At 42.5% G+C, this 26,244-nt stretch carries 22 protein-coding genes and 1 riboswitch; of the genes, 2 read left to right on the forward strand and 20 right to left on the reverse strand.

Features of this window, described 5'->3' with window-relative positions; translation table 11 throughout:
- Positions 1 to 62: 62 nt before the first annotated feature.
- The 4 genes from PGQ33_RS06015 to ilvD all read right to left on the reverse strand — a co-directional run bounded on the left by PGQ33_RS06015 (position 63) and on the right by ilvD (position 5,626).
- Positions 63 to 1,406 carry an MATE family efflux transporter gene (locus tag PGQ33_RS06015; RefSeq protein ID WP_055296536.1) on the reverse strand — a complete coding sequence of 448 codons (1,344 nt, stop codon included), beginning with the start codon at positions 1,404 to 1,406 and terminating at the stop codon, positions 63 to 65.
- 13 nt (positions 1,407 to 1,419) lie between these two features.
- Positions 1,420 to 2,805, reverse strand: coding sequence for an alanine/glycine:cation symporter family protein (locus tag PGQ33_RS06020; protein ID WP_270205445.1), 1,386 nt, complete (start codon positions 2,803 to 2,805; stop codon positions 1,420 to 1,422).
- 120 nt (positions 2,806 to 2,925) lie between these two features.
- Positions 2,926 to 3,912, reverse strand: coding sequence for an ornithine cyclodeaminase family protein (locus tag PGQ33_RS06025; RefSeq protein WP_270205446.1), 987 nt, complete (start codon positions 3,910 to 3,912; stop codon positions 2,926 to 2,928).
- Between the two features lie 31 nt (positions 3,913 to 3,943).
- Positions 3,944 to 5,626, reverse strand: coding sequence for a dihydroxy-acid dehydratase (gene ilvD, locus PGQ33_RS06030; RefSeq protein WP_008368759.1), 1,683 nt, complete (start codon positions 5,624 to 5,626; stop codon positions 3,944 to 3,946).
- Positions 5,627 to 6,062: 436 nt separating this feature from the next.
- On the opposite strand from ilvD, the gene PGQ33_RS06035 reads away from it, so the two are divergent.
- Positions 6,063 to 6,938 carry a LysR family transcriptional regulator gene (locus tag PGQ33_RS06035; protein WP_270205447.1) on the forward strand — a complete coding sequence of 292 codons (876 nt, stop codon included), beginning with the start codon at positions 6,063 to 6,065 and terminating at the stop codon, positions 6,936 to 6,938.
- A 108-nt stretch (positions 6,939 to 7,046) separates the two neighbouring features.
- Here the strand turns inward: PGQ33_RS06035 and PGQ33_RS06040 are convergent, their stop codons facing one another.
- The 5 genes from PGQ33_RS06040 to PGQ33_RS06060 all read right to left on the reverse strand — a co-directional run bounded on the left by PGQ33_RS06040 (position 7,047) and on the right by PGQ33_RS06060 (position 11,730).
- Complete coding sequence (locus PGQ33_RS06040; RefSeq protein ID WP_270205448.1) at positions 7,047 to 8,297, reverse strand: saccharopine dehydrogenase family protein; 1,251 nt, start codon at positions 8,295 to 8,297, stop codon at positions 7,047 to 7,049.
- Positions 8,298 to 8,711: 414 nt separating this feature from the next.
- On the reverse strand, positions 8,712 to 9,632 hold the full coding sequence (locus PGQ33_RS06045; RefSeq protein ID WP_117557862.1) for a TDT family transporter: 921 nt from the start codon (positions 9,630 to 9,632) through the stop codon (positions 8,712 to 8,714).
- A gap of 47 nt (positions 9,633 to 9,679) precedes the next feature.
- Positions 9,680 to 10,204: a C-GCAxxG-C-C family protein gene (locus PGQ33_RS06050; RefSeq protein WP_117557864.1), complete on the reverse strand. Its 525-nt coding sequence runs from the start codon at positions 10,202 to 10,204 to the stop codon at positions 9,680 to 9,682.
- A 259-nt stretch (positions 10,205 to 10,463) separates the two neighbouring features.
- Positions 10,464 to 11,372, reverse strand: a complete 909-nt coding sequence (locus PGQ33_RS06055) for a LysR family transcriptional regulator (RefSeq protein ID WP_270205449.1) — start codon at positions 11,370 to 11,372, stop codon at positions 10,464 to 10,466.
- Positions 11,373 to 11,460: 88 nt separating this feature from the next.
- On the reverse strand, positions 11,461 to 11,730 hold the full coding sequence (locus PGQ33_RS06060) for a hypothetical protein (RefSeq protein WP_227119778.1): 270 nt from the start codon (positions 11,728 to 11,730) through the stop codon (positions 11,461 to 11,463).
- A gap of 114 nt (positions 11,731 to 11,844) precedes the next feature.
- Between PGQ33_RS06060 and PGQ33_RS06065 the strand changes: the two genes are divergently transcribed.
- Positions 11,845 to 11,994, forward strand: coding sequence for a hypothetical protein (locus PGQ33_RS06065; RefSeq protein WP_270205450.1), 150 nt, complete (start codon positions 11,845 to 11,847; stop codon positions 11,992 to 11,994).
- A gap of 50 nt (positions 11,995 to 12,044) precedes the next feature.
- On the opposite strand, the gene PGQ33_RS06070 is transcribed toward PGQ33_RS06065, so the two are convergent.
- The 11 genes from PGQ33_RS06070 to PGQ33_RS06120 all read right to left on the reverse strand — a co-directional run bounded on the left by PGQ33_RS06070 (position 12,045) and on the right by PGQ33_RS06120 (position 26,160).
- Positions 12,045 to 12,575, reverse strand: a complete 531-nt coding sequence (locus PGQ33_RS06070) for a hypothetical protein (protein WP_118198603.1) — start codon at positions 12,573 to 12,575, stop codon at positions 12,045 to 12,047.
- 23 nt (positions 12,576 to 12,598) lie between these two features.
- Positions 12,599 to 13,798: a sirohydrochlorin cobaltochelatase gene (locus PGQ33_RS06075; protein WP_215633580.1), complete on the reverse strand. Its 1,200-nt coding sequence runs from the start codon at positions 13,796 to 13,798 to the stop codon at positions 12,599 to 12,601.
- Positions 13,799 to 14,006: 208 nt separating this feature from the next.
- Positions 14,007 to 14,199, reverse strand: a riboswitch (cobalamin riboswitch).
- A 43-nt stretch (positions 14,200 to 14,242) separates the two neighbouring features.
- Positions 14,243 to 15,580 (reverse strand): MATE family efflux transporter, encoded by a 1,338-nt coding sequence (locus PGQ33_RS06080; protein ID WP_270205451.1) that lies wholly within the window; start codon positions 15,578 to 15,580, stop codon positions 14,243 to 14,245.
- Positions 15,581 to 15,599: 19 nt separating this feature from the next.
- Positions 15,600 to 16,907 carry a Na+/H+ antiporter NhaC family protein gene (locus PGQ33_RS06085; protein WP_117557874.1) on the reverse strand — a complete coding sequence of 436 codons (1,308 nt, stop codon included), beginning with the start codon at positions 16,905 to 16,907 and terminating at the stop codon, positions 15,600 to 15,602.
- A 29-nt stretch (positions 16,908 to 16,936) separates the two neighbouring features.
- Complete coding sequence (locus tag PGQ33_RS06090; protein WP_270205452.1) at positions 16,937 to 18,127, reverse strand: MalY/PatB family protein; 1,191 nt, start codon at positions 18,125 to 18,127, stop codon at positions 16,937 to 16,939.
- 213 nt (positions 18,128 to 18,340) lie between these two features.
- A complete protein-coding gene (locus PGQ33_RS06095) occupies positions 18,341 to 19,315 on the reverse strand; it encodes a calcium/sodium antiporter (RefSeq protein ID WP_118219379.1) in 975 nt (324 codons plus the stop codon).
- A gap of 127 nt (positions 19,316 to 19,442) precedes the next feature.
- A complete protein-coding gene (locus PGQ33_RS06100) occupies positions 19,443 to 20,072 on the reverse strand; it encodes a flavodoxin family protein (protein ID WP_270205453.1) in 630 nt (209 codons plus the stop codon).
- 251 nt (positions 20,073 to 20,323) lie between these two features.
- On the reverse strand, positions 20,324 to 20,884 hold the full coding sequence (locus PGQ33_RS06105) for a GtrA family protein (protein ID WP_117835221.1): 561 nt from the start codon (positions 20,882 to 20,884) through the stop codon (positions 20,324 to 20,326).
- Between the two features lie 26 nt (positions 20,885 to 20,910).
- Complete coding sequence (locus PGQ33_RS06110; RefSeq protein WP_270205454.1) at positions 20,911 to 23,943, reverse strand: glycoside hydrolase family 3 N-terminal domain-containing protein; 3,033 nt, start codon at positions 23,941 to 23,943, stop codon at positions 20,911 to 20,913.
- Positions 23,944 to 24,130: 187 nt separating this feature from the next.
- Positions 24,131 to 25,453, reverse strand: coding sequence for an ATP-binding protein (locus PGQ33_RS06115; protein ID WP_173825934.1), 1,323 nt, complete (start codon positions 25,451 to 25,453; stop codon positions 24,131 to 24,133).
- A complete protein-coding gene (locus PGQ33_RS06120; RefSeq protein ID WP_117557884.1) occupies positions 25,450 to 26,160 on the reverse strand; it encodes a LytR/AlgR family response regulator transcription factor in 711 nt (236 codons plus the stop codon). The genes PGQ33_RS06115 and PGQ33_RS06120 overlap by 4 nt, the downstream gene beginning before the upstream one ends.
- Between the last annotated feature and the right edge of the window lie 84 nt (positions 26,161 to 26,244).

Consider the following 26,244-nt stretch of genomic DNA (forward strand, 5'->3'; position numbering starts at 1 on the left):
TGACTTATGCTATTACCCGCACCGTTGGTGCGGGTAATTCTATTTCCGGAATAAACAGACAGTTAGCAAACTGAAGCTGCTTTATCAGTTGGCCACGATTTTCTAAGTGCCACATAGGAAATCACAAAATTGGCAAACCAGCCAGCCGGTACGGCAAGCCAGACAAATTCGATACCAAAACGAGGTGCAAAAATCAAAGCAACTGCCAGGCGGATTGCAAGGTTTACCATATTGGCAACGAGAAACGGGCGCATGACACCAAGTCCACGGAGGACTCCATCTGTTGCCATCTTGATACCCATAAAAATGAAAAAGTAACCAAGCCATCTCATATAATCCCCGGACACCTGATATGCCAGGGCGGTTCCGTCTTTCCCCAGGAATAACGAGGAAATCTGGGTATGCAGCGTTTCAATGACTATAAAAGCAAGAACTGCAAAACATAAATCCAATACCAGTGCCGCATGATATCCTTTTTTGATACGTTCCATTTTCTTTGCGCCAAAATTCTGGGAAACATACGGTGAAACTGCATTTCCAATGGATACAAAAATCAGTGAAAAAACGTTCTCTACCCGCATCGTTGCCGAATAACCGGCAAGTGCCTGTGTACCGAATGGATTTACAACTGCCTGTACGATCATCATGCCAATTGACACTGTAGACTGCTGAAGAACAGATGGCACAGCGATCCGAAGCATGGAATGCAATTCCTTCCCATCAAACCAGTCAAAATGACTTTTATATCGACGCATCCGGCTAAAGAAAATCAAAAGTGAAAACACTGCCGAAATCCCCTGCGCAATGAGGGTTGCAAGAGCTGCACCAAATACCCCCAAACCAAGTCCGGCCACCATCCAGAGATCCATAAAAATATTCAAAATAGAAGAAAATATCAACAGTCCCAATGGAATCTTTGATTCACCGATCGAGGTAAACATCGTTGAAAGGATGTTATACATAAACAGAAACGGAAATCCCACAAAATAAACACGAAGGTACAGTACTGCTTCATCCAGTATATCAGCAGGTGTCTGTAATAAACTCATCATCGAATGGGAAAAACAAAAGCCAAATATGCCCAGAAGTACGCTTAGAATCAGGAAGCTGATCAATGATGTTGACACGATTGTTTTCATTTTACTATAATCTCTGGCTCCAAAATAACGGCTCACGAGCACTCCTGCACCTACACCGGCACCCAATGCTATACAAATGAAGACATTCGTAAGTGCAGCGCAGGCACCGACTGCCGCCAGTGCAGACGAACCAACAAACTGACCTACGATAATAGAATCAGCCATATTATATACTTGTTGAAAAAAGCTGCCTAAAATCATAGGCATTGCAAAAACAGTTAATGCTTTAAGAGGCGCATCTGTAATTAAATATTCATCTTTTGACATTCTCCAGTTCCTCCTACTGTTTATTTTTTTCGTACTTCCTCAATTCCTTCAGTGCCTCTCCACCCATAGGATACAAAGTCACAATATTAAAAATCGTCATAAGTCCGATTCCCACATCGCCAAGATCCCATACAATATGATAAGCCGCAATTCCTCCGATAAAGAGCATCACAAGTGCGAGGATTTTATATGCTGTCTGCCAGCACCACTTATCCCCTAAAAGATATGCCACATTTCCTCTTGCATAAAACAGGATTCCAAGAAACGTTGAAAAGCTGAAAAGGAACAACGTAACCGCAATAAAGATCACGCCAAATTTACCGAGATGATAATTCATTGCTGTCTGCAAAAGCTCCATTCCTTCCAGTCCTGCTATCATCTTTTCCGGTACAAGAAGCATGATCATCGCCGTACAGCTGCAGATCACAATTGTATCTATAAATACACCCAATGCCTGTATAAATCCTGCTTTTACAGGCGTATCACATTCTGCAGCCGCAGCTGCGCATGGTGCTGATCCCGAACCCGCTTCGTTGGAAAATAACCCTCTTTTTACACCATTCATAAGAACTGCTCCGAACCCTCCGGCTGCTGCCTGACGGATCCCAAACGCTTCCTGGATAATCCGCTCAAATACACCCGGAAGGCTTCGGATATTCAACAAGATAATGACTATTGTAATCACAAAATAGCAGACTGCCATGATTGGAACCAGAATATCCAACACCTTTACTGTGGCATTTTTTCGCAGTACGATCACTGCAGCAACGACTACCAGAATCACCGTCGTAAAAATTGGCGGAATCCCAAATGCATTTTCAAAAGAAGATGCAACCGAATTACTGATCACCTGACTGATCCCGGCCCAGCAGATAAGCCCTGAGATTGCAAAGAGCACCGCAATACAGACATGTTTCTTTGTCTTTCCTGTCCGTCTCTCTACATAATGATGCATATAATATGCCGGACCTCCGCGGTAGCCTCCGTAAAGCGGATCTTTCTCTTTATAAAGCTGTGCAAGCGTTGCCTCGATAAATGCAGTTGAAGAACCGATGACTGCTGTGATCCACATCCAGAATACCGCACCGGCACCGCCTGCGGAAACGGCAGCGACTACTCCTACCAGATTTCCCATTCCGACTCTTGTTGCAGTTGAGACGATCAGTGTCTGAAAAGTCGACAGACTGCCATCTTCCTTCTTTTTCCCGGTAAGCGCGCGAACCATATCTCCAAAAAGACGAACCGGCAAAAATCTTGTTCTGATCGTAAAATAGATTCCTGTGGGAATCAGTAAAATAATAAGCAGTGACACACCAAAAGAGGAGCCTCCCGGAAGTGGTATCCTTAAAAGATCTCCCCATAAAAATTGGTATACTGCCTGAATCCATGTAGTTATCATTTCTCTTGTTTCCTTTTCTTTAAATTATTGTTCTCGTTTATCTTATCACAAAGCTATTCTTTAAAATACAAAAAACACGGAAATATTCCGTGTTTTTTGTATTTACATCCTCTTTTTAGATTATTCTCCCCAGCGAAGTCCTTTTCCGGCTTCTACTGCCTTATCATAAATCACTTTTGCTGCTACCAGATCCTGCGCAGCAACTCCTACAGTTTCATATACGATAATTTCTTCGTCATTTTCACGTCCTTTGATCTTTCCATTGATCACATCTCCAAGACTTCCAAGCACATCCTCTTCTGTAATGATTCCGTCTGCGATCGGAATCAGAAGATCCCCCGTTTCTGAAAGTGCCGCCTCTTTTGAATCACAAATGATCTTAGATGCTCTCGGCAGAACAGCCGGATCCAGCTCATGCTTGTGCGGCTCATAGGTACCCACGCAGCTGATGGTTGCACCGACTTTTACCTTTGTCCCGTCAAATACCGGTTTTGCCGAAGGCGTCACTGTGATGATCAGATCTGCATCTTCAATACAGTCATCCGAATCCTTGGCCGGTATGATTGTTGCACCGTATTTAGCCAGTTCCTTCTGCATTTCTTCGGCAAATGCTTTGCATCTTTCTTCATTCAGGTCAAAGATCTTTACTTCTTCCAGCTTTCTTGCTGCGAGCATTGCCTCAAGCTGAGCTGCTGCCTGTCCCCCTGTACCGATCATTGCACCTTTTTTACATTCCTTTTTTCCAAGCAGATCGAATGCTGCACCGGAAGAAGCCCCCGTACGAAGCTGTGTCACATAAGTTCCATCCAGCATCGCGATCACATATCCTGTCTTTCCATCGATCAGCATAGTCTGCGCCGGTGATGTCATCAGATTGTTATCGATATTGTGTGGAAAAATGTTGATCACCTTCATGGCTGCTGCATCTAATTCCGGAGCATAGGCCGGCATAAACAGAAATGCGCCGTCATATTTTCCATTGATGACTGTACGAAGCGGTGTATCTACCGTGCCATCGACAACCATCTTAAATGCCTGCTTATCCGCTTCGATCATATCTTTCATTGTAATTACACATTTAATATCCTCTTTTGAAAGCAATAACATACCCGTTCTCTCCTTATCCATACCAATACTTTTATTCGTGATGATATCCGTAGTCTGCATCCAGTGCCCATGGCTGCATTGCACCGCCTTCTTCTGCCGGTCTGCAGTTCTGTGCGTAAATATTTAAAACACCCTTCTGCTGCTTAAGCGGCGGACGTACCCAGGATTTTCTTCTTTCTGCTAAAATCTCATCGGATACGAGAAGATTGACGGTTCCCCCTGCAATGTCCATCTCAATTTCATCACCATTTTCGATCAAAGCGATCACACCGCCGTCATAAGCTTCCGGAGAAACATGTCCGACGATTGCTCCGTAGTTGAATCCAGAGAAACGCGCGTCTGTGATAAGCCCGACCTTTTTATCAAGTCCAAGTCCGATCAGCGCATCGATACTAAGCATCAGCTCTTTCATACCCGGTGCTCCTTTACAGCCTTCATAGCGAATAACAAGAATGTCCCCCGCAACAATCTCGCCTGCCATAATGGCTCTATATGCATCCTGATCGCATTCATACACTTTTGCCGCACCTTTGATGTATTTTACTTCTTCATATACTGCTGTCGGACGTACGATCGCTCCTGCCGGAGAAATATTTCCCCGCATGATTTTAAGTCCCGGTTCTTTTGCTACAGGATCTTCCAGCGAATGAATGACTTTATTTGGCGCGCTTTTCACAGAATCGAGGAGTTCACCCCAAGTTGTATCCCCGTAAATCGTCGGCGCATCGGTATGGATTTTACCGGCAAGCTGCTTCATGACCTGCTTTACACCGCCGGCATAATGAAAATCTACAACTGTATACGGTCCGCTTGGAATCACTGCATTGATGCAGTAAATTTCCTTCGCATACTTTTCAAAATCTGCCAGTGTAAGCTTGATACCAAGTTCATATGCGTATGCCAGGATATGCAGTACCGCATTGGTTGATCCTGCAACTGCCATATCAAACATGATCGCATTTTCCAGAACATCTTTGGTGATCAGATCTTTTGGTGTCTTTCCGGATCTGGCAAGCTGTACCATGTATTTTCCTGCTGTTCTTGCAGCACGAAGTCTTGCATTATCTGATGCAGGAATCGTAGATGTTCCCGGCATAACAAGGTTCAATACTTCACCTAACATCTGCATCGTGTTGGCTGTTCCCATAGAAGGGCATGCACCAAAAGACGGGCAGACACTTTCTTCCATTTCAAATAACTCAGCTTCGGAAGCACCTGAGAATCTTGCCGCATCCAGATCTGCCTCTACAACTGTCTTCCCACAGTAATTTCCGGCCTGCATTGATCCCCCGGTCACTACCAGAGCCGGAATATCCAGTCTGCACGCTGCCAGATAACATCCGGCAATGATCAGATCACAGGATGCCACACAGCAGATCGCATCGAAATTATGTATTCTGGATACAAATTCGATGGACATTGCCACGATATCTCTTCCTACCTGCTCATACTTCATCTCATCCGCACCATTTGCCACATTTCCGCAAGTAGCCGGGATTCCGAATTCTACCGGGATTCCTCCTGCTGCCCAGATTCCCTCTTTTACAGCTTCTGTCACCTGGCGAAGATGCGCAGTTCCTGGAGAACCTGCCATGTAAGAATTCGGTATTCCGATATGCGGTTTCTGACGGATATCTTCATCCGAATATCCTGCCGCCTTCATCATAACACGGCGGTGTGCCGCTTCTGTTCCGTTCCAGTAATTGTATCCCATTATTCTTCTCCTTTAATTCATAATACACTTAAACTCCTTTGAATTTCATTCCCCTGCTTCTATGCTATTCCAGTTTCCGGTCATTGAAAAGTCTGTAAAACTGATATCAGACTTCACTTTTTCTTAATACATTGTTAACTCTTTGATTTGCGCTTATATTTTCACTTTTTCTTATGTTTGATTTTAAAAAAATTTATGTAACTGTTCAGAGCCAACCTCCAAAATGCTACGCATTTCGTCGGTGTGGCGTATCCGCCAAATAAAATTTCAAAAACAGTCTTAAAAATGCAAGCATTTTACACCTGTTTTATGAAATTTTGCTTGGCTCTGAACAGTTACAAATTTATAATAAAATCCCACGGATATTGATTATCTTCCTTATATTAAGTAAGATAGTAAAAGAGCATTGTTTATCAACACCACGGGAGGTTTCATCATGTCTAAATACGATGTGATTCTTGATGTCTATGAGAATCAGAGCATCTCAAAAGCTGCTCAAAAACACAACTACACACAGTCAGCTGTCAGCCAGACTATCCGCAATTATGAAAAAGAGATTGGTCTTAAGCTGTTCAAGCGTTCAAAAAACGGAATGGAAGCGCTTCCCGGGACAGAACCCATCTTTGAGGAGCTTATGCATATCCGCTCCGCCAATACACGGATCAATCAAATTGTATCAAATATCAATAATCTGGACAGTGGCTTTATCCGCATCGGAACGGTGCAGAGCATTGCCTATAACTGGCTCCCCGGAGTACTGAAAAATTTTTCTGCCGAATACCCGAATATCACCTTTCGGCTCTATGTTGACGGATTTCAGAACCTGACGGAAAAGCTTCGCAAAAAAGAACTGGACTGTATCTTTGTTTCGCAATATGTCGCAAAGGATTTCCAAAATCTTCCTGTCGGCACCGACGAACTGGTTCTGGTTACTTCCCTGGACCATCCTCTTGCCGATCAGCTGACGGTATCTTTTGCCGATATTGACGGACAGGATTTTGTTCTCTCCGCCGATGATTTTGATTATGAAACCGGAAAATTATTTCGCTTAAATCATATCACGCCTAACGTAAGATTCCGGATCAATGAGGACTATACTGCGATCAAAATGGTGGAACAGGGCTTTGGCATCACTGTACTTCCCAAACTTCTGCTTCATAATATTCCATTCAACGTCTGTGTCCGTTCCTTTACCGAACACTTCCGCAGGAATCTGTCCGTAGCCTATCTGGATACACCTGAACTCTCTCCTGCACTTGATAAGTTTCTTACCTATGTCACCAAATGGGCCAAAGAGTGTAAGTTGATCTGATTTCCTGTCACACACAAAACGGCACAAAGTTCTTCTATGACTTTGTACCGTTTCTGCGCGTAACTTTATTTTGTTTATTTTCTCAGACCATCTCTGAGCGCATCCAGATTATTTCTCTATAATTCCGTATTTATAACCACTTTCTTTCATTAATTCAAGGTATGGTTTCGGATCAAAATATTCCGGTGCATAGACTCCAGCTTCTTTCCAGATTCCTCTTCCGATCAGCTCCAGTGCAAGTGCTGCTCCAAATCCTGTCTGGGCGGTAACAGCCTGGGTTCCCCATCTTTCGATAGACTCCTGATTATCAAATGGCTGATACAAGAAATATTCTTTTTCCTTTCCGTCTTTCTTTCCGACACAATGTACTCCGACCAGCATTTTTCCGGTCATCTCATCTCCGATATCTTTTGGCTGCGGTGCACAGGCTGCAACCACATCTCTTGGAACTACTTTCACATCTCCTACCTGCACCGGCTTGATACTGCGAAGTCCCAGCTTATCCAGCACCTTAAGTGCCGTGATCAGATTTTCATCAAGGCTGATCTTGAAAGTTGCCTTCTTTAATCCATACTGACTTAAGTAGCGTGCCATCGTCACGACTTCCTCATGCTCTACCTTTACCAGAGTATTCTTTCCTACTCCTTCCGGCATCTCGTAAACTTCCTGTCCTGCAAATGCTTTTTCTACGATAAATCCACCCTTATCTTTATCATACTCCACATTCGGATTCATCACCTCATCCAGCACTGTCCACACGTTGAATCCAAACATGATATCATCCGGATCTGCACCAGGAACAGACAGATTTCCGCCGTCTTTTACATGAACTTCTGTTATTTCATCCAAAAGCTCTGTCGCCGCGTATTTTGCAAATACATTTACAACACCCGGATCGATTCCCATACAGATCACAGCCATATTCCCCTGCTTCTTCCAGGCTTCATGACGGTCAAAATTGTATTTTGTCATCGGTTCAGTATAGCTGTTCTCAATACCAAGTCCGTAAGCCGGATCTTCCATCGGAACCGACCATGTTCCCATGCTTCCGTAATCTGCACCCGTTTTAAATGCAGCGTCAAAAATCATATTACTTGCAAAGGGCGGTGCCGCATCCATCACAAAATCAATTTTGTGCTCCCGGATCATTTCTGCCATTTCCTCTGTATTTGTCGCGTCGATCTTAGAGGCTTCAAAACGGGAATCCCCCTTCAGCATACCGACAACTTCCTCTGCTCTTTTCAGATCATAGTCACAGACCAGCACATATTTCAGCCATTCTCCCTTTGGGTCTCTCCACTGCATTACTTTTAAAATACTTTCACCGACAGCACCGGCTCCTACAAGCATCATTCTCATCTTTTTTTCCTCCTGCTTTTCTTTTTTTTCTGTCAAATTTTATTCAAAAAATGCCCTTTCCCTTCTTCCTCGGATAATACTTTTGTATGCCACCACGTACTGCCTGCTAACAGTCTCATCTCATATTAGTGCCCATATAAAAAGGGCAGAAAAAAACAGATACACGAAAAAAATCGTTCATCTGTTTTCTCTGTCCTTTTACCAGTTGGTTCTAGCCTCGTAGGTGGTGCTTTCTTTGCACACTCTCCAAAGATTCGTCAGGTCGCCTTCCTTTTTGCCTGTCAGTTTCCACGAAAGGAAGATGTTACCCTACGCTTTGCTTCTTCGGCCCCTTGCGGTGTCTAGGACGTCCCTCATCCGACATATTCTTGATAAATTTAAGTTTACCCTTTTTTATCTGTCCGGTCAAATCTTTTATTTCTTTCCTCCGAAAATAGCCCCCATAAAACGAACATAAGTATAAACAACAAGTGCTGCTGCAATAATTGTCTCGATCAGAACTACATACTGAAGGAATGGCATTGGATGTCCCATATTTGCTGCACATGCCATAGTTTGTTTACTTGCGATCGCACTGATAACAAATGGGAATGTGAAGGCTGCATAGCTTGGGAAGAATGGCATCTTCAGATATTCCACTGCTTTTACCAGGGCAAAAATATAAATAACCGTTGCAACTACAAACATTGCCATCAGGAAACCGTATGATTTCGGTGTTACGGACTGTACATAACCTGCAATACACAGGCTGGTCGGTGCTGCGTAGATACAGATCAGCGGTTTTGCCGGATCCGGCACTTCTTTAAACTTCACATAACGATAGGTTACAAGTACAAGAAGTACGATCAGTGTTACAAATCCAAACCAGAATGCTGCGGTTCCGATTCCAAGTTGCTCATAAGCCGGTGCTGTAACAGCCGCTACAGCAATTCCTACATATACAATATAATAGCTTGCAAATACTTTCGGCATCTGAAGTTTCAGAACAAACTTCACCGTAAAGTATATGATCAGAATGATGTGAAGAATGATTGCCAGAAGCCATATGTAATAAGCTGCCTTTCCGATAAACGGTTTTACATAAGTGCTGAGAATCATAAGTGCCATCGGAAATGTTCCTGATACGCTTGCCATGATCGGATTTCCCATATCTTCTTTCACTGCTCCCGGGAACATGATCAGCTTCAAAAGCACCAGTATCAGAAGAAATGCTGCGAATATACCGCATACATAACGGATTCCTTCTGAATAGCTCTGAAGTAAATTTCCAAGTGCTGCCGCGCCAAGCATGACTCCGCAAAGCGGAATCGGTACTTTCTTAATTACGTCTTTCATTGTTTCTTTCCCTTTCTCTCATCAAGCGGCTGTCGTTACCACTTTATTTAGATATCTGCAATTTTTCTTCTTTCGCACGGTTCATCAATTTCATCCAGATTCTTGATACCAAGCTCACGACAGACGATCTGCGCTACCTTCCATGCACAAAGTCCTGTAAAATAGATACACTGTTCTTTGTGTTCACCCTGTCCCATATTGAATTCCTTTGTAAGAACTCTGCAGCAGATTGCATTTTTACCATTTGCCCGTTTAAACCAGTCATGAAGTTCGTGTGTCAGTTCCATGCACTTCACGCTCTTTGGATTTGTAGGTCCGTCCTGCTCTGTACGTCCGAAAAAAAGTCCAAGTGCAAGGATTCCTCCGTTAAATGCACCACATACACATCCGGATTTTCCTGCTCCCACAGCCATTCCGGATGCCATAGCTACAACTTCTTTCGGTACATCCAGTTTAAATTCATCACGAATCGTACTTACCAAAGCTTCACAGCAATAGTATCCGTCTTTAAAACACTTTTCTGCCTTTCTCTGCACTTCTCTTGGACTGATTTCTGTTACTCCGATATTCATTTTCAAAACCTCCTGTAAAATTGTATTTGTGCCGGCGCGATTATTTGTATATTCCGCCAACATCCATGTATTACCATTATATTCTTTTGTGCACTTTATTCAAATTCATTATTTCTATAAATATTCCATTATTATAGTTATTCTCTATTTTTATACAATTGTCGATAAAAAAGTCACAAGCTATACTCCGCTTTTTCATGCATTCTGTATAGTTTGTGACTTACCCGCAACTTTTCGTTACTACTTATCAACTTTTTTCTTATCGTGTAATCTCTCCTGAGCGAATCTTTTGCAGCCATTCCTGCACGTGTTTCCGGAAACACTGCACGCCTTCATTCTCTTCTTCATCCCGTCTTGTGATCATGCAGGCTTTCCATTCATATCTTCCATCAGAAAACGGGATCAGCTTCATTCCGTCTTCCCGCATGTCATCATAAATAAAATCTACTGCCACAGAAATCCCTTTATTTTCCTTTACCATCTTGTGGCACAGACTAAAACCGCTGGTCTGAAAAATAATATCCGGCTCAAAACCGGCTTTCTCACATTTTTCTACGATCAGATGATAGATATGAAACTGACTGCTCTCAATAAACATCGGCTCTCCCTGCAGATCTTCAATCGTAACACTTTCTTTCTGTGCAAGCGGATGCTTTTCATTTACCAGAAGCCTAATTGGAAATGTTTCCAGCGGCACAACCTGATATAAATGCTCATCAAAATCTCCGATGGAAAATGCCACATTTCCTTCATTACCGGCAAAAAGCTGTTCGACTGGAAGATCCGGGTATTCCCGGTAATGGAACTCGATATCCGGATACTTTTCCCTGAATGCCACAAGACAGTCCGGCGTAAGCAGACGCAAGATTCCATATGCTGACAAAAGATCTACAACCTTCTTCTGTCTCTGTTCAATATGCAGAATATCTTTCTTTACCTGATAATAATCGTCTACATCCTTCAGCGCATACTCGCGGAATCTCTCTCCGCTTTCCGTAAGTTGCATCCCGGACTTATCCCGGATAAACAACTGACATCCCATCTCTGTCTCAAGGTTCTTCAGTACCTTACTTGTTCCCTGCGGTGTCATATAAAGGATTTTGGATGCTTTGGAAACACTGCCTTCCTGTGCGATCGTCAGAAATATTTTCAAATCATGAATATCCATCTATTTTCTCCCTCTTTTACTCATATTTCTATTATAACACACTTCGTTTGTTTTTTCTAACCACCCATTCAACACTTTTAACCGAAAATTAAATCCAGTTACAGTCTCCACCGGTAATTGCAAGACTCAGAAGTCCATCCATTTTCTCTACTTCTTCTTCACCGATGATCTTTTCCAGTAATTCTGCCGTGTCCAGAGCATCTTCCATGGATTCGTCTGGTCCGATCTCATAGTCGATCTCTGCCTCACATTCCGGACAAGGGATTCTTTTCATTGTCTGTAAAGACAAAAAGCGATTGCCACATTTCTTACATTCATAAAATCCGCACTCTTTCGTGCCGTCTGGTACATAGTACATTGTATTTTAACTTCCTTTCTTCCTTTTCTACTTTTATAGTATACACTATCTTCTTTATAAAAGAAAATCCCATGTCTGCCGCAATTTCGCGATAATTTGGAGCAACAAGATTTTGTGGCACTCCATGAAACAGCAGATCTGCTGATTTACAGGCCAATACTGGAGACTGACTGGAACTATCACGAAGGTTCTCTCAACCCACGGATCGGTATTTTTACCATTGTTCAGCTTTTAATTGAAATGATTGCAAACAAGGCTTTATAGCAAAAAAGAGCCGCCTTTTCTTTTCAAAAGGCAGCTCTTCCTGTATTATTTTATTCTTCGACTTTCACCGGATTGGTCACACTTACCTTATGATCATACCAGACTCCTTTTTTTCCGATCAGAGCCACATCAAATTCTTTATCCAGTTCAGGAACCGGAATATCAAATCCATAAACTTCTTCTGTTGCACCGTCGCTATAGGTTACCGTATCTGTTGTAGGTTCCAGAAGTTCTGCACCATCTTTCTGTGCATCTTCGGATGTTCCTTCAAACAGGTTGACGATATTCTTAGAAACCAGACTGACATGAATCGTCATCTTTCCGTCTTTTACGGTAAGTGTTCCTTTTCCGTCATTCGCTTCATTTACATGAAACATTCCGCTGTCAGTCTTGAACTCTGCTGTGTAGGTTCCGTCTTCAAGCTCACACTCTGTCTGTTCCTCTGTTTCCTCTTCTTTAGCAGAAGAGCTTTCTGCTGTCTTTGCTTTCGTATCTGATGTGTCTGATTTTGCACCGCATCCGCTCATCATTCCCACTGCCATTACAGCGGATAATACCAATACTAACAGTTTCTTTTTCATCTTATAAATCCCTCTTTTTTTATTTATTCTGCATCAATTGCAGCCTGTGTATGTGCCACATAAAGCTGCTGGATCGCATCGATCTCACCAAGACCTGCAATCTGTGTATCAATACTGTCAAATACTCCGGATGCTTCAAACTGGCTCTTCCAAGAATCGTCATCATCGCCTGCCATATCGTTGTTTGCATGATCTCCTGCTACAACCATCAGTGGACGAAGGATTACTTTCTTGTATCCTGCATCTTTCAGCTTTTCAATTACTGCTTCACAAGCGGTATCTTCCGGTTCGCCTTCTACGGTTCCGATAAATACATTCTCATAACCAAGCTGTTCCATCTGTGCCTGCATCTGAGAATAGCTGATCTTTGCTGTATGAGAAGTTCCATGTCCCATAAATACAAATGCGGTTCCCTCTTCTTTTGCCGCATCCAGGCTGTCAAATCCAGCTGTCTTTACAGCTTCTGCTGTAATTGCTTCTGCAACAGCTGCTTTATCCTCATTGATCGCTGTTTCATCCGCTCCGACTTCACCGAGAAGTGGTTCTGCAATTTTTACAGATTCAAATTTATCTTTGTAGTTCTCAACTGCTTCTGTCAGTTCATCATACTCGGCACCATGCATCAGATGTGTCGGCTGTACGACCAGGTTCTTAACCCCGTTGTCGACTGCTCTTTCCAGTGCCTGATCCATATTGTCGATCTTCTCATCATCACGGGCCTGTACATGGTTGATGATGATCTGTGCTGTAAATGCTCTTCTTACAGACCAGTCCGGATATGCCGCCTGAAGTGCTTTTTCCACACCACCGATATCCTCTGCACGGCTGTCATTGAAAGATGTACCAAAGCTTACAACCAGAATTTCATTTTCTCCGATGTTATCTTCGTTCAGCGGATCATCTTTCGATGCATCGCCTGTATCCCTTCCAAAATAATCCGGATCAGCGTTCTCGCCTTCTACCAGTTCTTTCTGTGCATCAGTAAGCTTATCCCAGGCTTCTTTTGCAGCCTTACACTGTTCATCTGTCTTGTCTGTTCTTTCCTGTACATAAATGTCATCGATCAGCTTTGCCACTTTGTCTGCTGCCTCCTGATCGCTGTCTTCGGATGTTTCTTCTGTCTTTGTAGAAGAAGTGTCCTCTGTCTTCTTGCTTCCACATCCAGTCATCATAGACACCGTAAGTGCTGTTGCCAATAATGCTACTAATACTCGTTTCTTCATCTTGATCCTCCCTGACTTTTTTGTCATACTTTCAGGAATCGGAATGATATTCATTACACTTTACAGCATATTTTTTGTAAGCAAAAAAATCCCCCGTATCTAAATTTAACGAGGGCGTACAAAAAAGAAACTGACATTTTGCCCTCTGCAAAATCAGTCTGAAGTTTCTATCTTTCGTACTGCCAGTTACTCGTGGCATGAACTTTCCGTTCCTGTACTGCGAAAGGCAGGTCTCCCGACTGATTGCTCAGACGCTTGTGGCTTTCCTTCCCGGTCTCCCAGTGGTATGACAGCCTAAGCTTGCAAATTACGGTGACGAGTTCATACAGGACTTGCACCTGTTTCCCTTTTCACCAATCCAGACATTCCGTCTGATTGACACCTTACGCATCTGTATTTATTTTTCTGAAACAAGCCTATTCTAGCACAGGCGTATGAATAGTGTCAAGAAAGGCTTGTCTGCTTCAGTACCGGCATCCGGAAAATCTGCACGATCAGCGGAATCACCATAACAAACCACACAATCGGCTCCGCAATGATAACCCCCGTGTATCCAAGATGCGGAACCAGTGTAAATGCGATCACAATTTTTCCAAGCATCTCAAGTGTACTTGATACGATCGGTGTAATATGGTCATCCAGTCCCTGCATGGCATTTCGCACAATGCAGATTACTGCTGTTACATAATAAAACAATGTATCAAATTTCAGATATCTGGTCGCATTTAAGATCACATTTTCATTATGTGTACCTGTTACCAGATAGACCAGCTTGTCTCCGATCGTGTAGCTTGCCACGATCACAAGTGTACACCAGATACAAGTATAGAAAATCGCAAGCCAGATCCCTTTTTTGATCCGGTCGATCTTTCCTGCTCCAAGGTTCTGTCCACAATAGGTCGCCATTGTATTTCCAAATACTGTAAACATGATCATGAACATTTCAGTCAGCTTCCGGGCCGCTGTCTGTGCTACGATATAATCATTTCCAAGTTTATTGATCGCTGTCTGAAGCGTCAGGGAACCGATATTGATCAGAGAACTCATGAATCCCATGGACATTCCCGCACCCAGCATATTTTTCACCATAACCGGATTCGGATCTTTGAAATCTTCCCGGCTAAGTCTTAACAGTTCATATCTCTTTACCATATAAATCCAGCACACAACAAAGGCGATTGCCTGCGCCAGTACCGTTGCGATCGCAGCTCCCCGCACTCCGCTTTTCAGCACTACGACAAAAAGCAGATCCCCAACAATATTCAGTGCAACTGAGATTGCCAGGATCACAAGAGGCGTCACGGTATCTCCGAGTGACCGGAGTGCTGCCGCACATGCATCATAAAGAAATGTTGCCACAAGCCCTGCAATGATCACGAAAATATAGCTTTTTGCCGTTGCCATCAGATCTGGCGGAACATTCAGTATATTTAAGATCGGCTGTAAAAATAACAATCCGAACACCGTAAAAAATATTGCAATTCCTGTACCCATGGTCAGCGACATTGCGAATGATTTCTTCACATTTTTATAATCCTTTGCACCGAATTTCTGTGCGATGATAATGGCGAATCCTCCGGAAAGCCCTTGCAAAAATCCAATGATCAGATTGCTTAAGGTTGTGGTCGCGCCGACAGCCGCCAGCGCGTCCTCTCCCAGGAAAGTTCCGACAATTCTTGTATCCACAAGACTGTATGTAAGCTGCAGAAGATTTGCGAAAAAGATCGGCAGCGCAAAAGCCAATATCAGTGTGGATGGTTTTCCTTTTGTTAGATCTTTCATATTTTAAATTTCATCCTGTCTAATTTTTCTTGTCCATCAATCCGAACTGTATCGTAACGCAGGTCGCAATAATCAGTCCAAACATATAGAACGAATATTTCAGTACATTAAGCGGTGATACATCAGCAAGTGCCGTAATCATCAGCATACCACCATCATGTGGCATCAGTGCAATAAATGCGCAGGCAAAGATATCCACCAGACTGGCAAGTCTCTTCGGTGCGATCTTATATTTTTCCCCGATTTCTTTTGCAATCGGACAGGTAACAATGATTGCGATCGTATTATTTACCATAGCTGCGGAAAGGATACCTGACATCAGTCCGATTCCATATTCCGCACCACGTCTGCTCTTGATCTTGCTGCTGATCGCGCCCACCAGCCATTCAACACCGCCATATTCACGTACAAGACCGATGATACCGGATACAAGAATGGCAACGATACTGATGCTGAACATATCACTCATACCACTTCCAATTGCCTGGATCCATTCAAAAAATCCACAGCTTCCGACACAAAGTCCAATGATACCGGATGCAAGTATTCCGACAAAAAGGACTACCGCAACATTAACTCCCATAAGTGCCGCAATGAGAACTATGAAATACGGAAGAACTTCAATAATATTGTAACTTCCTGCTTCAATCGCCCCACTTCCTACTCCGCCAAAAATCGAGTACAGGATTATTGCCACAATTGCCGCCGGAAGAGCAATGAAAAAGTTCATTTTAAATTTGTCTTTCATCTCAGAACCACATCCTTCTGCTGCGGAAATAGTTGTATCTGAAATCATGGAAAGATTATCACCAAAATATGAGCCTCCGATAACTGCTGCACCGACGACTGCCACATTCAGGTGTGCACCCTGTGCTACATTAATAGCAATTGGCGCCATTGCAGCAATCGTTCCCATGGATGTCCCGATTGATGTAGAAATAAAACAACACATCAAAAATACGCCCGGAACCAACAGTTTCACAGGAATAAAATGCAGACAGAGATTTACAACTGAGTCTTTTCCTCCCATTGCCGCCGCTGCTCCCTGGAATCCGCCGGCCATCAGATAGATCAGAACGATCATCATAACTCCTGAATTTCCCATGCTCGTTGTCATAATATTCAGCTTATCCTGTACACCAATGCCACGGTTAAGGAGAAGTGCTACCGCACACCCTGCAAGAAGTGCGACGTGACGCGGGAACTTTCCGAACGGTTCGTCTGCTCCAAGCAGGGTAAATGTAATCCCGCACCCTACATAACATACCAGAAATACGATCAGTGGAAGAAATGCCACTGCCCCCATATTTTTCTTTTGTTTGTCCATCTTTTTTCCCTCTCAATCCTCTTTTTATATTATTTTGCTGCCAGATGCTTATCCAGTGCGTCTTTCAGCTGTGTCAGTGCCTGCTCTACCGTCGCACGCGGACACGCCACATTGAATCTTTCAAACTGTGCGGTCTCCGGTCCGAAGATGATTCCGGAATCCAGCCACAATTTTGCCTCCTCCAGCATCAGGTGCTCCAGCTCTTCATTGCTAAGTCCATATCCGGAAAAATCAACCCATACCAGATAGGTTCCTTCCGGCTCTACCATCTTCGCTTTCGGGAAATTCTCTTTCACGAACTTGCTCATATATTTCACATTTTCATAAATATACTGCACCAGTTCATCTACCCATTCGGCACCTTTAGTATAACATACCTTAACTGCAAGCTGTCCCATCAGGCTTCCCTGGCTGTAAGCTGCCTGTGTATTTGCCCACTGGTATTTCTTCCGCAGCTCTTCATTTGGAATGATGATATTTGCCGGCTGAAATCCTGCTACATTGAATGTCTTTCCAGGGGAGCTGTAAAGCGCAAGGATCTGACGGTACTTTTCGTCCAGATTCATACAGCTTGTGAACGTATGTCCCGGGAAAATGAAATCACAATGCATTTCATCCACCATCCAGATTACATTGTATTTCAGACAGATTTCTGCAACTCTTTCCAGTTCTTCTCTTGTCCAGACCCTGCCGACCGGGTTGTGCGGATTACAGAAGATCAGCGCTTTTACGCCTTCCTCCTGAATCATTTTTTCCATCTTTTCAAAATCAATTGAATAATGATTATTCTCATAGCGAAGCTGGCAGTTTACCAATCTTCTTCCGTCATTTTTTATTACTTCACTGAATGGATAGTAAACCGGCTGCATAACCATCATGGCATCTCCCTCTTCGGTAAATGCTCTTACGCTGGTTCCAAGTGCATAGACAATCCCAGCACCAAGTGTTACCCACTCCGGTTCGATCGTATATCCATAACGTGTGGAGAACCAATGGTTCATTGCTGCAAAATATTCATCCAGCGGATCCGTATAACCAAAGATTCCATGGTCAATTCTCTTGTGGAATTCATCCAGAATTTCATCCGGAAGACGAAAATCCATGTCTGCCACCCAGAGCGGAAGCAGATCATCTCTTCCCTTTCGTTTCATTCCAAAATCATATTTCAGGCAGTCCGTTCCATGTCTGTCGATTACTTCATCAAAATTGTACTTTCCCATCTTATGCCTTTCTCCTTGTCGCAAAATTCTCTCGTTTTTTATACCTCTTTTTGTTAGACATGTCAATGTTTTTTCTATAGAAGTATAAAATAGAATGTACACTGACCCAATAAAAATAGCTGTGGATTGAACCGACTTCCAATCGTTAGAATTTAGGTCTAACTTTTGGGGCAGGTTTCATCCACAGCCATTTTTCCTTATGATTCTTTTATTTTATCGTATGCAAATATATGCCATATACACTGCATACATTCCAAGCATCGTAGCGCCTTCTCTTCGGTCGATCATTTTTGAAGTCCATGCAAACACCAGAACAACAAGACTCATCGCAATCAGTACAACCGTATCAATGATATTATCGGTAAGAAATTTCACTGGACTGATGGCAGCTGCAACTCCAAGTACCAACAGGATATTGAAAATATTAGAACCGATCACATTTCCGAGTGCCATATCCACTTCATTCTTTCTTGCCGCAACAATCGATGTTACAAGTTCCGGAAGACTGGTTCCCATCGCAACGATGGTAAGTCCGATAAGTGTCTGACTGAGTCCGAATGCGCTTGCAAGTGTTGAAGCACTGTCTACAACAAAATCACCGCCAAACTTGATTGCGATCATGCCGCCAACAATAAATAACGCACATTTCCAAAGTGGCAGGATCTGAATTTCTTCGTCTACTAATTCTCCCTCTTCGAGCATCATCTGACTTTCCTTGTGTGCTGCTCTTGCTTTCTTGGCAGAACCAATCATCCAGATCAGATAAGCTGCAAAAATAAGGAGAAATACACCGCCATCTAAATGTCCTAAAAGCATCCCGACATATCCAAGCACCATCAGCAAGGCCGCACAGATAATTGATAATGGAAACTCTTTTTTCAATGTATCTTTTTTTATCGTAAGAGGTGCAAATAACGCACAGGCTCCACAAACAACCATCAAGTTGAAAATATTCGATCCGACAACATTACTTACCGCAAGTGAGTTATTTCCTGTCAGGGATGCCGTTACACTGACCGCACATTCCGGAAGGCTGGTTCCCATTGCAACGATGGTCATACCGATGATCATCGATGGAACATGAAGCTGCTTCGCAACAGAAGAACTTCCTTCTACAAAATAATCTGCTCCTTTCATCAATAGAGCAAACCCTATAATTAAAATAATGATTGATTTTATAAGTGCCATGACCAAAACCTCTCTTTTAAATACTTCCTACCAAATTGCAACTTCCACTATAAAACAAGAAAATTTGGCTGTCAACTCTAAAGGCAGGGATTCGTGATATTTCACAAATCCCTGCCTTTTACTTGTTCTACCGAATAAAATTTGTCGGAATCTTTGCTTCTTTTTCCGGAAGTCCAAACTGCTCTTTTCCAAGTGCAATACTCTTCATAAGGAAAGTCATATTTCTTGCAAGTGTACGCATCGTCTGCCTTCCTTCCTCATCCTTTTCGGCCTCTCCCGGTGCTGCCCCATGGATGCTGTTCCAGTACTGGCTGGATGCAACCGGCATTCCGGAAATGGTAAAATATTTGTTCAGCTCATCAAATGTCGCAGAACATCCGCCACGTCTTGCACAGGCAACGCTTGCTCCCACTTTCATCGTTTTATCAAAATGACTGCTGTAGAACAGTCTGTCAAGACAGGCGATCAGAGTTGCATTTGCAGACGCATAGTACACCGGACTTGCGATTACAAGACCATCTGCTTCTTCAAACTTCGGAGCTAACTCATTCACTACATCGTCAAAAACACATTGTCCTTTTTCGTAGCAGGAACCACAGGCGATACAGCCACGGACCGCCTGATTTCCGATTACAACCTTTTCTACTTCTACACCATTTTCCTTGAAAATCTTTTCCATCTCGTGAAGTGCAATGGCTGTGTTTCCATTTGCTTTCGGGCTTCCGTTGATCATAAGTACTTTTAAATTTTCTTTCATGATAATGATTCTCCTTTTCTGACAATTTACTACTTCTATTCTATCACTTTTTTTGGGTTTTGCAGAAAATGTTGTCAGGCGAATAAGAAAATAAAACGAGACAAATCCAATTGTTGTGCAATGGAGAGAAGACTCAGAAATTGTGGAAGCCTTTGCTGACACAATTTTCACTCTCAGAGGCTTCTCGGAATGCCCTGCGCAACGGATTTGTCCCGTTTTATTTTCTTATTCGCCGTCAATCCTGACAACGCTTACTTTCCTTCCCCTTCCGGGAAAATAATCTTATTTACGAAGAAGAATACCACCATCGATACCCCTCCATTCAACACTGTCGTTCCAATATTGTATAACCATCCCGGCACAAACATCCCGGCTACCGCAACCCAGATACAGTTGATCGAGTTTACGATACAGGTAACAATACAGAATGCGATCAGATACCAGAATGCCTGATACCATACTTTTCCTTTACTGCGGAATACAAAATTTCTCTGGATCGGAAAGTTAATACACTCTCCGACTACCATCGCGATCATGTACGCACAAAAATAAGGAAGTCCGCCATGTGCGGCGTCATATCCGATGATGTTCCACTTGAAAGTCTCACCGAATAAAGTAATGTCAATTCCCGGAAATCCGAAATCTACTTTTGGAAGTCCTGCAAATGCCAACGGCAGGAACAACAAGAGTAAATATTTGAGCACTGTGATCAGGTTGCTGACGATCACGAACAGACCGCCCTCCCGGATCCATTTGGAGGCTCCGGGATGCTTGTCTGCGAAGTGCTGCCATGAATTTTTAATACTGTCTATCATATGCAGTCCTCTTTCATACATTCTTATTTTTTCTTTTTCGCAAGCTTTTCCTGTTTCTTCTTTTCATAATAGCCTTCTGCTTTTAAAATTTTTCTCTTTTTCGCATCTTTCCAAAGAGCATAAGCCATCCAGAGAATTAAAACAGCAGCCAGAACATAAAGTACCTTTACAATCTTCTGAACCAGATTCGTCTGCTTTGTAATCGTCGGTCTTAATATATCCGTATTTCCTGTTTTTTCTGCATAATTCATGTTTGTCACACGAGCATTCAAATAAGTATAGATAATATGTTTTGCCGTTTCACGAAGTGCTTTCTGATAAGAAGCCGACTCTGTTTCTCCATTGATCGGACTCATCATATTCATCCAGATATCTCCACCTGCACGAAGCATCTGTCCACCGTTCATATATTCTGCATGGTCAGAAAAATCTGTGACAACCGTTCCTTTGAATCCCCATTCATCACGAAGAATTCCAGTCAAAAGTGCTTCACTTCCGCCAGCCCATACAGCTCCGATACGATTATAAGAAGTCATAAGTCCGGTTGCGCCATAATCTTCAACCAGGATTCTGAATGGCTTCAGATAAACCTCACGTAATGCCTGCTCTGGCATCCACAGATATACAGAATCACGGTAAATTCCGGACTCTCCATCATTACAGATAAAGTGTTTTATATACACATACATACCTGCACTCATAACACCTTTTACTTCATTTCCGGACATCAAGCCAGAAAGTATTGAATCCTCTGAAAAATATTCATAGTTTCTACCATTAAGTGGAGAACGATGGATATTAACGGATGGACCATATAAACCACCATATCCAAAGGCTGCTCCTTCCTGTCCCATCTGTAATCCCTGATTAAATGCCAGATCTTTATTCCATGTCTGTGCCAGTACTGTTGCATTTGCGAAACCAGTTCCTGATGCATTCATTCCCTGTGTAAACGATCCAACCTGGTTCGGTCCGTCAAAATCCAACGCAATTGGCTTTCCAACACTTTCAAATGCCCCTGTATTTACATATGCATAATTTACAGCTGTCTGCATTTCTTTGATTGTCAACTGATCCAATACATCTTCCCACTTTGGATCATCATAATCAGATCCAAGTTCTATTCCAAGCTCTGTAAGCTTACCGTTTTCTTCTACCTTCAGATTATTCTTTGCACCTGTTGTGATCGGCTCATCATTTTCATCGATCCAGTCATTTGCCATCTCATCGGTATACAGATTCAGTTTTTTGACATTTTCTGCCATTTCCCTTGTTTTGGTATTTTCTTTTGGATATGTTCCTGCAAAATCCGAACGTGTTAAATATATAATTCCTGATTCACTTTCCGAACCATCCAGACTGACTCCGTCTACTGCGTCTGCACCGGTAAATTTATTCGATACCGTATTTCCGGTTGTTCCGTCTTCCTGATATTGAATGTTATCCTTAAGATCAATATTAAACTGATTTTTTACAGTATGGGAATCTGTTCTGATAGAAAAAGTATAGGTACCCTCATCCAGCTCATACCCCGCAAAACCATTCTTATTATTATCATAAGCATCATAACTTGCCATATCCTCTGCTGATACAGTTACAACAACTTCTTCTGATTCTCCCGGTCCAAGTAATTTTGTTTTTGCATAATCACCAAGCTCTACCGCGCTTTTTTCGATTCCGCCCTTCTCATATGGAGCTGTATAATAGAATTCTACAACATCTTTTCCTGCTTTATCTCCTGTATTTGTCACTTTTACTGTAGCCGATACTGATCCATCTTTAGCTATCTCTACGCTGTGATCTTTCAGCTCCCAGTCAAAAGTTGTATAAGAAAGACCATATCCAAACGGATACTGTACAACCCCTTCGTATCCTTTTCCATGATCATTCTCTACTTGGTTCCAATAGCCTTCTGCATCTGCAGTTTCATACCATTTGTATCCAACATAAATTCCTTCCGCATAATCTTCATAGGATACCTGATCATACTGAAATTCTTCTCCAAGGTTACCATTACTGGTTCCATTATACGGATAAAGTCCTTTTCCATTAGAATAACTTCCTACACCATTTTCCCCAGCATTTGCATAACTGGCTGCTGTATTAAAATCATAAGCCCATGTATCCGCTGTATGTCCACTCGGGTTTACATCTCCCCACAGGATTTCCGGCAGTACACTCGCTGCATACTGTCCTGTATATCCGGCGAGCAGGCATGCATCAATTCCATCAATCGTTTCAATCTGTCCAAGCGTCATTACATTTCCGGTATTTAACACAACAATCACATGTTCAAAATTCGCTCCTGCATAAGTAAGTAATGCTTCTTCTTCCGTTGATAAATCTAAAGAAGTTCTGGTATCGTCTACAACAACTTCTCCATCCTTTTTATTGATCTTATACTGCTTCTGCGGATTATCATTACTCTCACCAGTCGAGCGACCAATTACAACAATTGCTGTATCTGAATAATCCTTTGCATTTTGCAATAATTCTTCTGTATAGGATTCTCCATCATTGATATCCGGCTCATATAGACGGCTGAAATCTTTCGGCCTGCTTGACAGTGCATTTTTGTACTCTCTTTCACCACAGAAATCCTGATACATTTTTTCCAGTTCTTCATTATATTCAATTCCATAATTTTTAAGCGCTGTAAGAATTGTTTCATCAGTACTTATAATCTGTCCAGAGCCAGAGCCACCTCCAAGCCATTGTGTAGAAGCCCAGCCAAATACATTGACCTTGTTTACATCTTTCGCTAATGGCAATGTTTCATTTTCATTTTTCAGAAGTACTGCTCCTTCCCGTTCGATATCCATAGACAAATCTTTCCCTTGATTTAAGATATCCTGCGTCTTTTTTTCTGTAATATCAATATCCATATCACCTATAAATCCCTGGAGCATTCCATTAAAAGGCATTGTAATCTGTGGAATTACAATAGCTGCTCCCAGGAAAATCACTCCAAATGCCATTCCAAAAGAATGTCTCACAAAATGCGGTTTTCTTTTTCTTTCCGCTTTTCGCTGTTTTCTTTCTTCTTTCGTTTTCATAACCTCTTTCCTCCGTTTTATTTATCTTATGTTCCTATCCTATCACATCATTTCTCCCCTGGTAAAAATCTGCATAATCTGCACTTTTTCCGCACAAACGGTTTCTGTGCTATAACTTTTCCACAAAATAAGCGCCATGTTTTTATGCATTTTCACATAACCATGACGCTTTTTTACAAAATCTTTTTTAATTCTCTTTTTTATTTTCTTTCATCGGAATCAGAATTTTCAGGTCAAACCAATGATCCTTCGTATCAATACTGACCGCACCTTCATATTTATTGACCGTATACTTAATACTCTTCAGTCCATATCCATGAGATGATTTTTCTTTTTTGGTTGTGATCAGCGAACCTTCTTTATACTGCAATTCCTCTTCATAATAATTCTCAAACCGGAGAATCAGAAAACTTTTCTGCCTTGATACCGTCACATGAATCAGGCGTTTCTCCTTTTCCGGGATCTTCATTTCGCACTCGATCGCATTGTCAAGTGCATTCCCGAAAATGCTGCAGATATCCATGACATCCATAAAATCCAGAAGTGTTCCGTCTGCCACACAGGTGAATATAATCCCATGCTTGTTGCAGTACAGGCTTTTCGTTGTAAGTACCGTATCCAGAACTTTATTTCCCGTCTTGTTCTGCGCTTCATACTGGCGGATTTCCTCCTCCATCCGGTTCAGGAATTCTTCTCTTTTCTTCGGATCTTCCTCACTTCTGAGTACTGCGATCTGGTGTTTCAGATCATGATATTTGTAATTGATCAGGTCAATGCTTTCTCTGGACTGCTTATACTGCACATACTGGTTCTGAAGGACATTCTGCACTGCTTCCAGCTCCTTTTTCACACGCAGTTCCCCACACTGGATCAGATGCGCATACAGAATCGCAATTCCTCCGATATCGACTAAAGTTCGGATATTTCCGATTTCAAAAGAATACGTTCCGGAAAATGGTGTATTACTTGTCAGGAAACTCAAATTACTCACTGCAAATACCGCAATAGCAATCAGCTGTGCAGAAAATAATTCTTTCGGACTGATATTCATTTTCCCGTCTTTCGGCAGATGTGTCTGCATGATTTTCAGCAAAACAAATGCAATGCATCCATAAATTCCAATCAACAGTAATGCCCGGATCCAAAGTGCCGGCATCTGTCCCTTCCAGATAAAACACACGACCTGCCATTCGATTGATGCCAGGAACTCCGCCACTACAAACGCGATCATCCCAAAGTAAATTGCATCTGTACTGCCAATATCACAGCATCCATAAATAAATCCGATCATCAAAATTACCGCAATGACCATACACGGAATCCAGAAATAAATCATCAGATTCCCTGTCACAACAAGGAACACGCTCTGAACCACCAGTGCCCCTGCCATCAGCGGAATCGTCTTCTTAGCCATTCTTTTCTTCAGTGGCAGAATGAAAATCATACATGCCAGCCACTCCGCAAGTGCCGTATAAAACCGTGGGATATCCGGCATTATCGTATCCATCATTTTACAATCTCTCCCCAGTATTTTGTCAGTTCTTCCATAAATTCTTTTTTCCGGGCACGGCTCAGCACCAGCTGTTCCCCTTTTACCGTCGCACATCCATCCTGAATCCCGTCCACATGCTGCAGGTTGATCAGATAGCCTTTATTTCCACGGCAGAAATTCATCCCCTTCAGTTTTTCTTCCATTTCCTTCATCGTTCCGCTGGTCTCATAATCTCCCAGGATCGTATGCAAGATCAGAGTATGTCCCTGACTTTCGATATAGTAAATATTAGCGATATTGACGCGCACGGCACCGCCTTTGATATTCACCATGATCACTTTCTGTTCTCTCTTCTTCATTCGTCCGATCGCCCGGTTCAGGCGCTGGGAAAAGGCAAAATAAGAAACCGGCTTCAACACGTAATCCAGGGCATCCACTGCATATCCACGGATCGCATACTGTGCCATGTTCGTGATAAAAATAATGACAACCTCGGTATCCATCTTGCGGATTTCTTCTGCCGCAGACATACCATCCATGAATTTCATTTCCACATCCATCAGGATCAGGTCGTACTGTGACTGATATTTGTGTACGATCTGGTCTCCATCTGTGTAAACTGTAATATCAAACAATTCTCCGTTCTCTTTTTCATACTGATGCAGAAAACCCTGTAACTGCTGCGCATACAGTGCTTCATCTTCTACGATTGCAATCTTTATCATTGGTTTCCCTTCTCCTTTCCCATTAAATACGCCAAAGGGGGACTTGCACTTAAAATTATTTTAGTACAAGTCCCTGTCTATTTC

Origin of the sequence: Coprococcus sp. AM100_B19A (genome assembly GCF_027662015.1) — a bacterium.
Lineage (GTDB): Bacteria > Bacillota > Clostridia > Lachnospirales > Lachnospiraceae > Allocoprococcus > Allocoprococcus comes.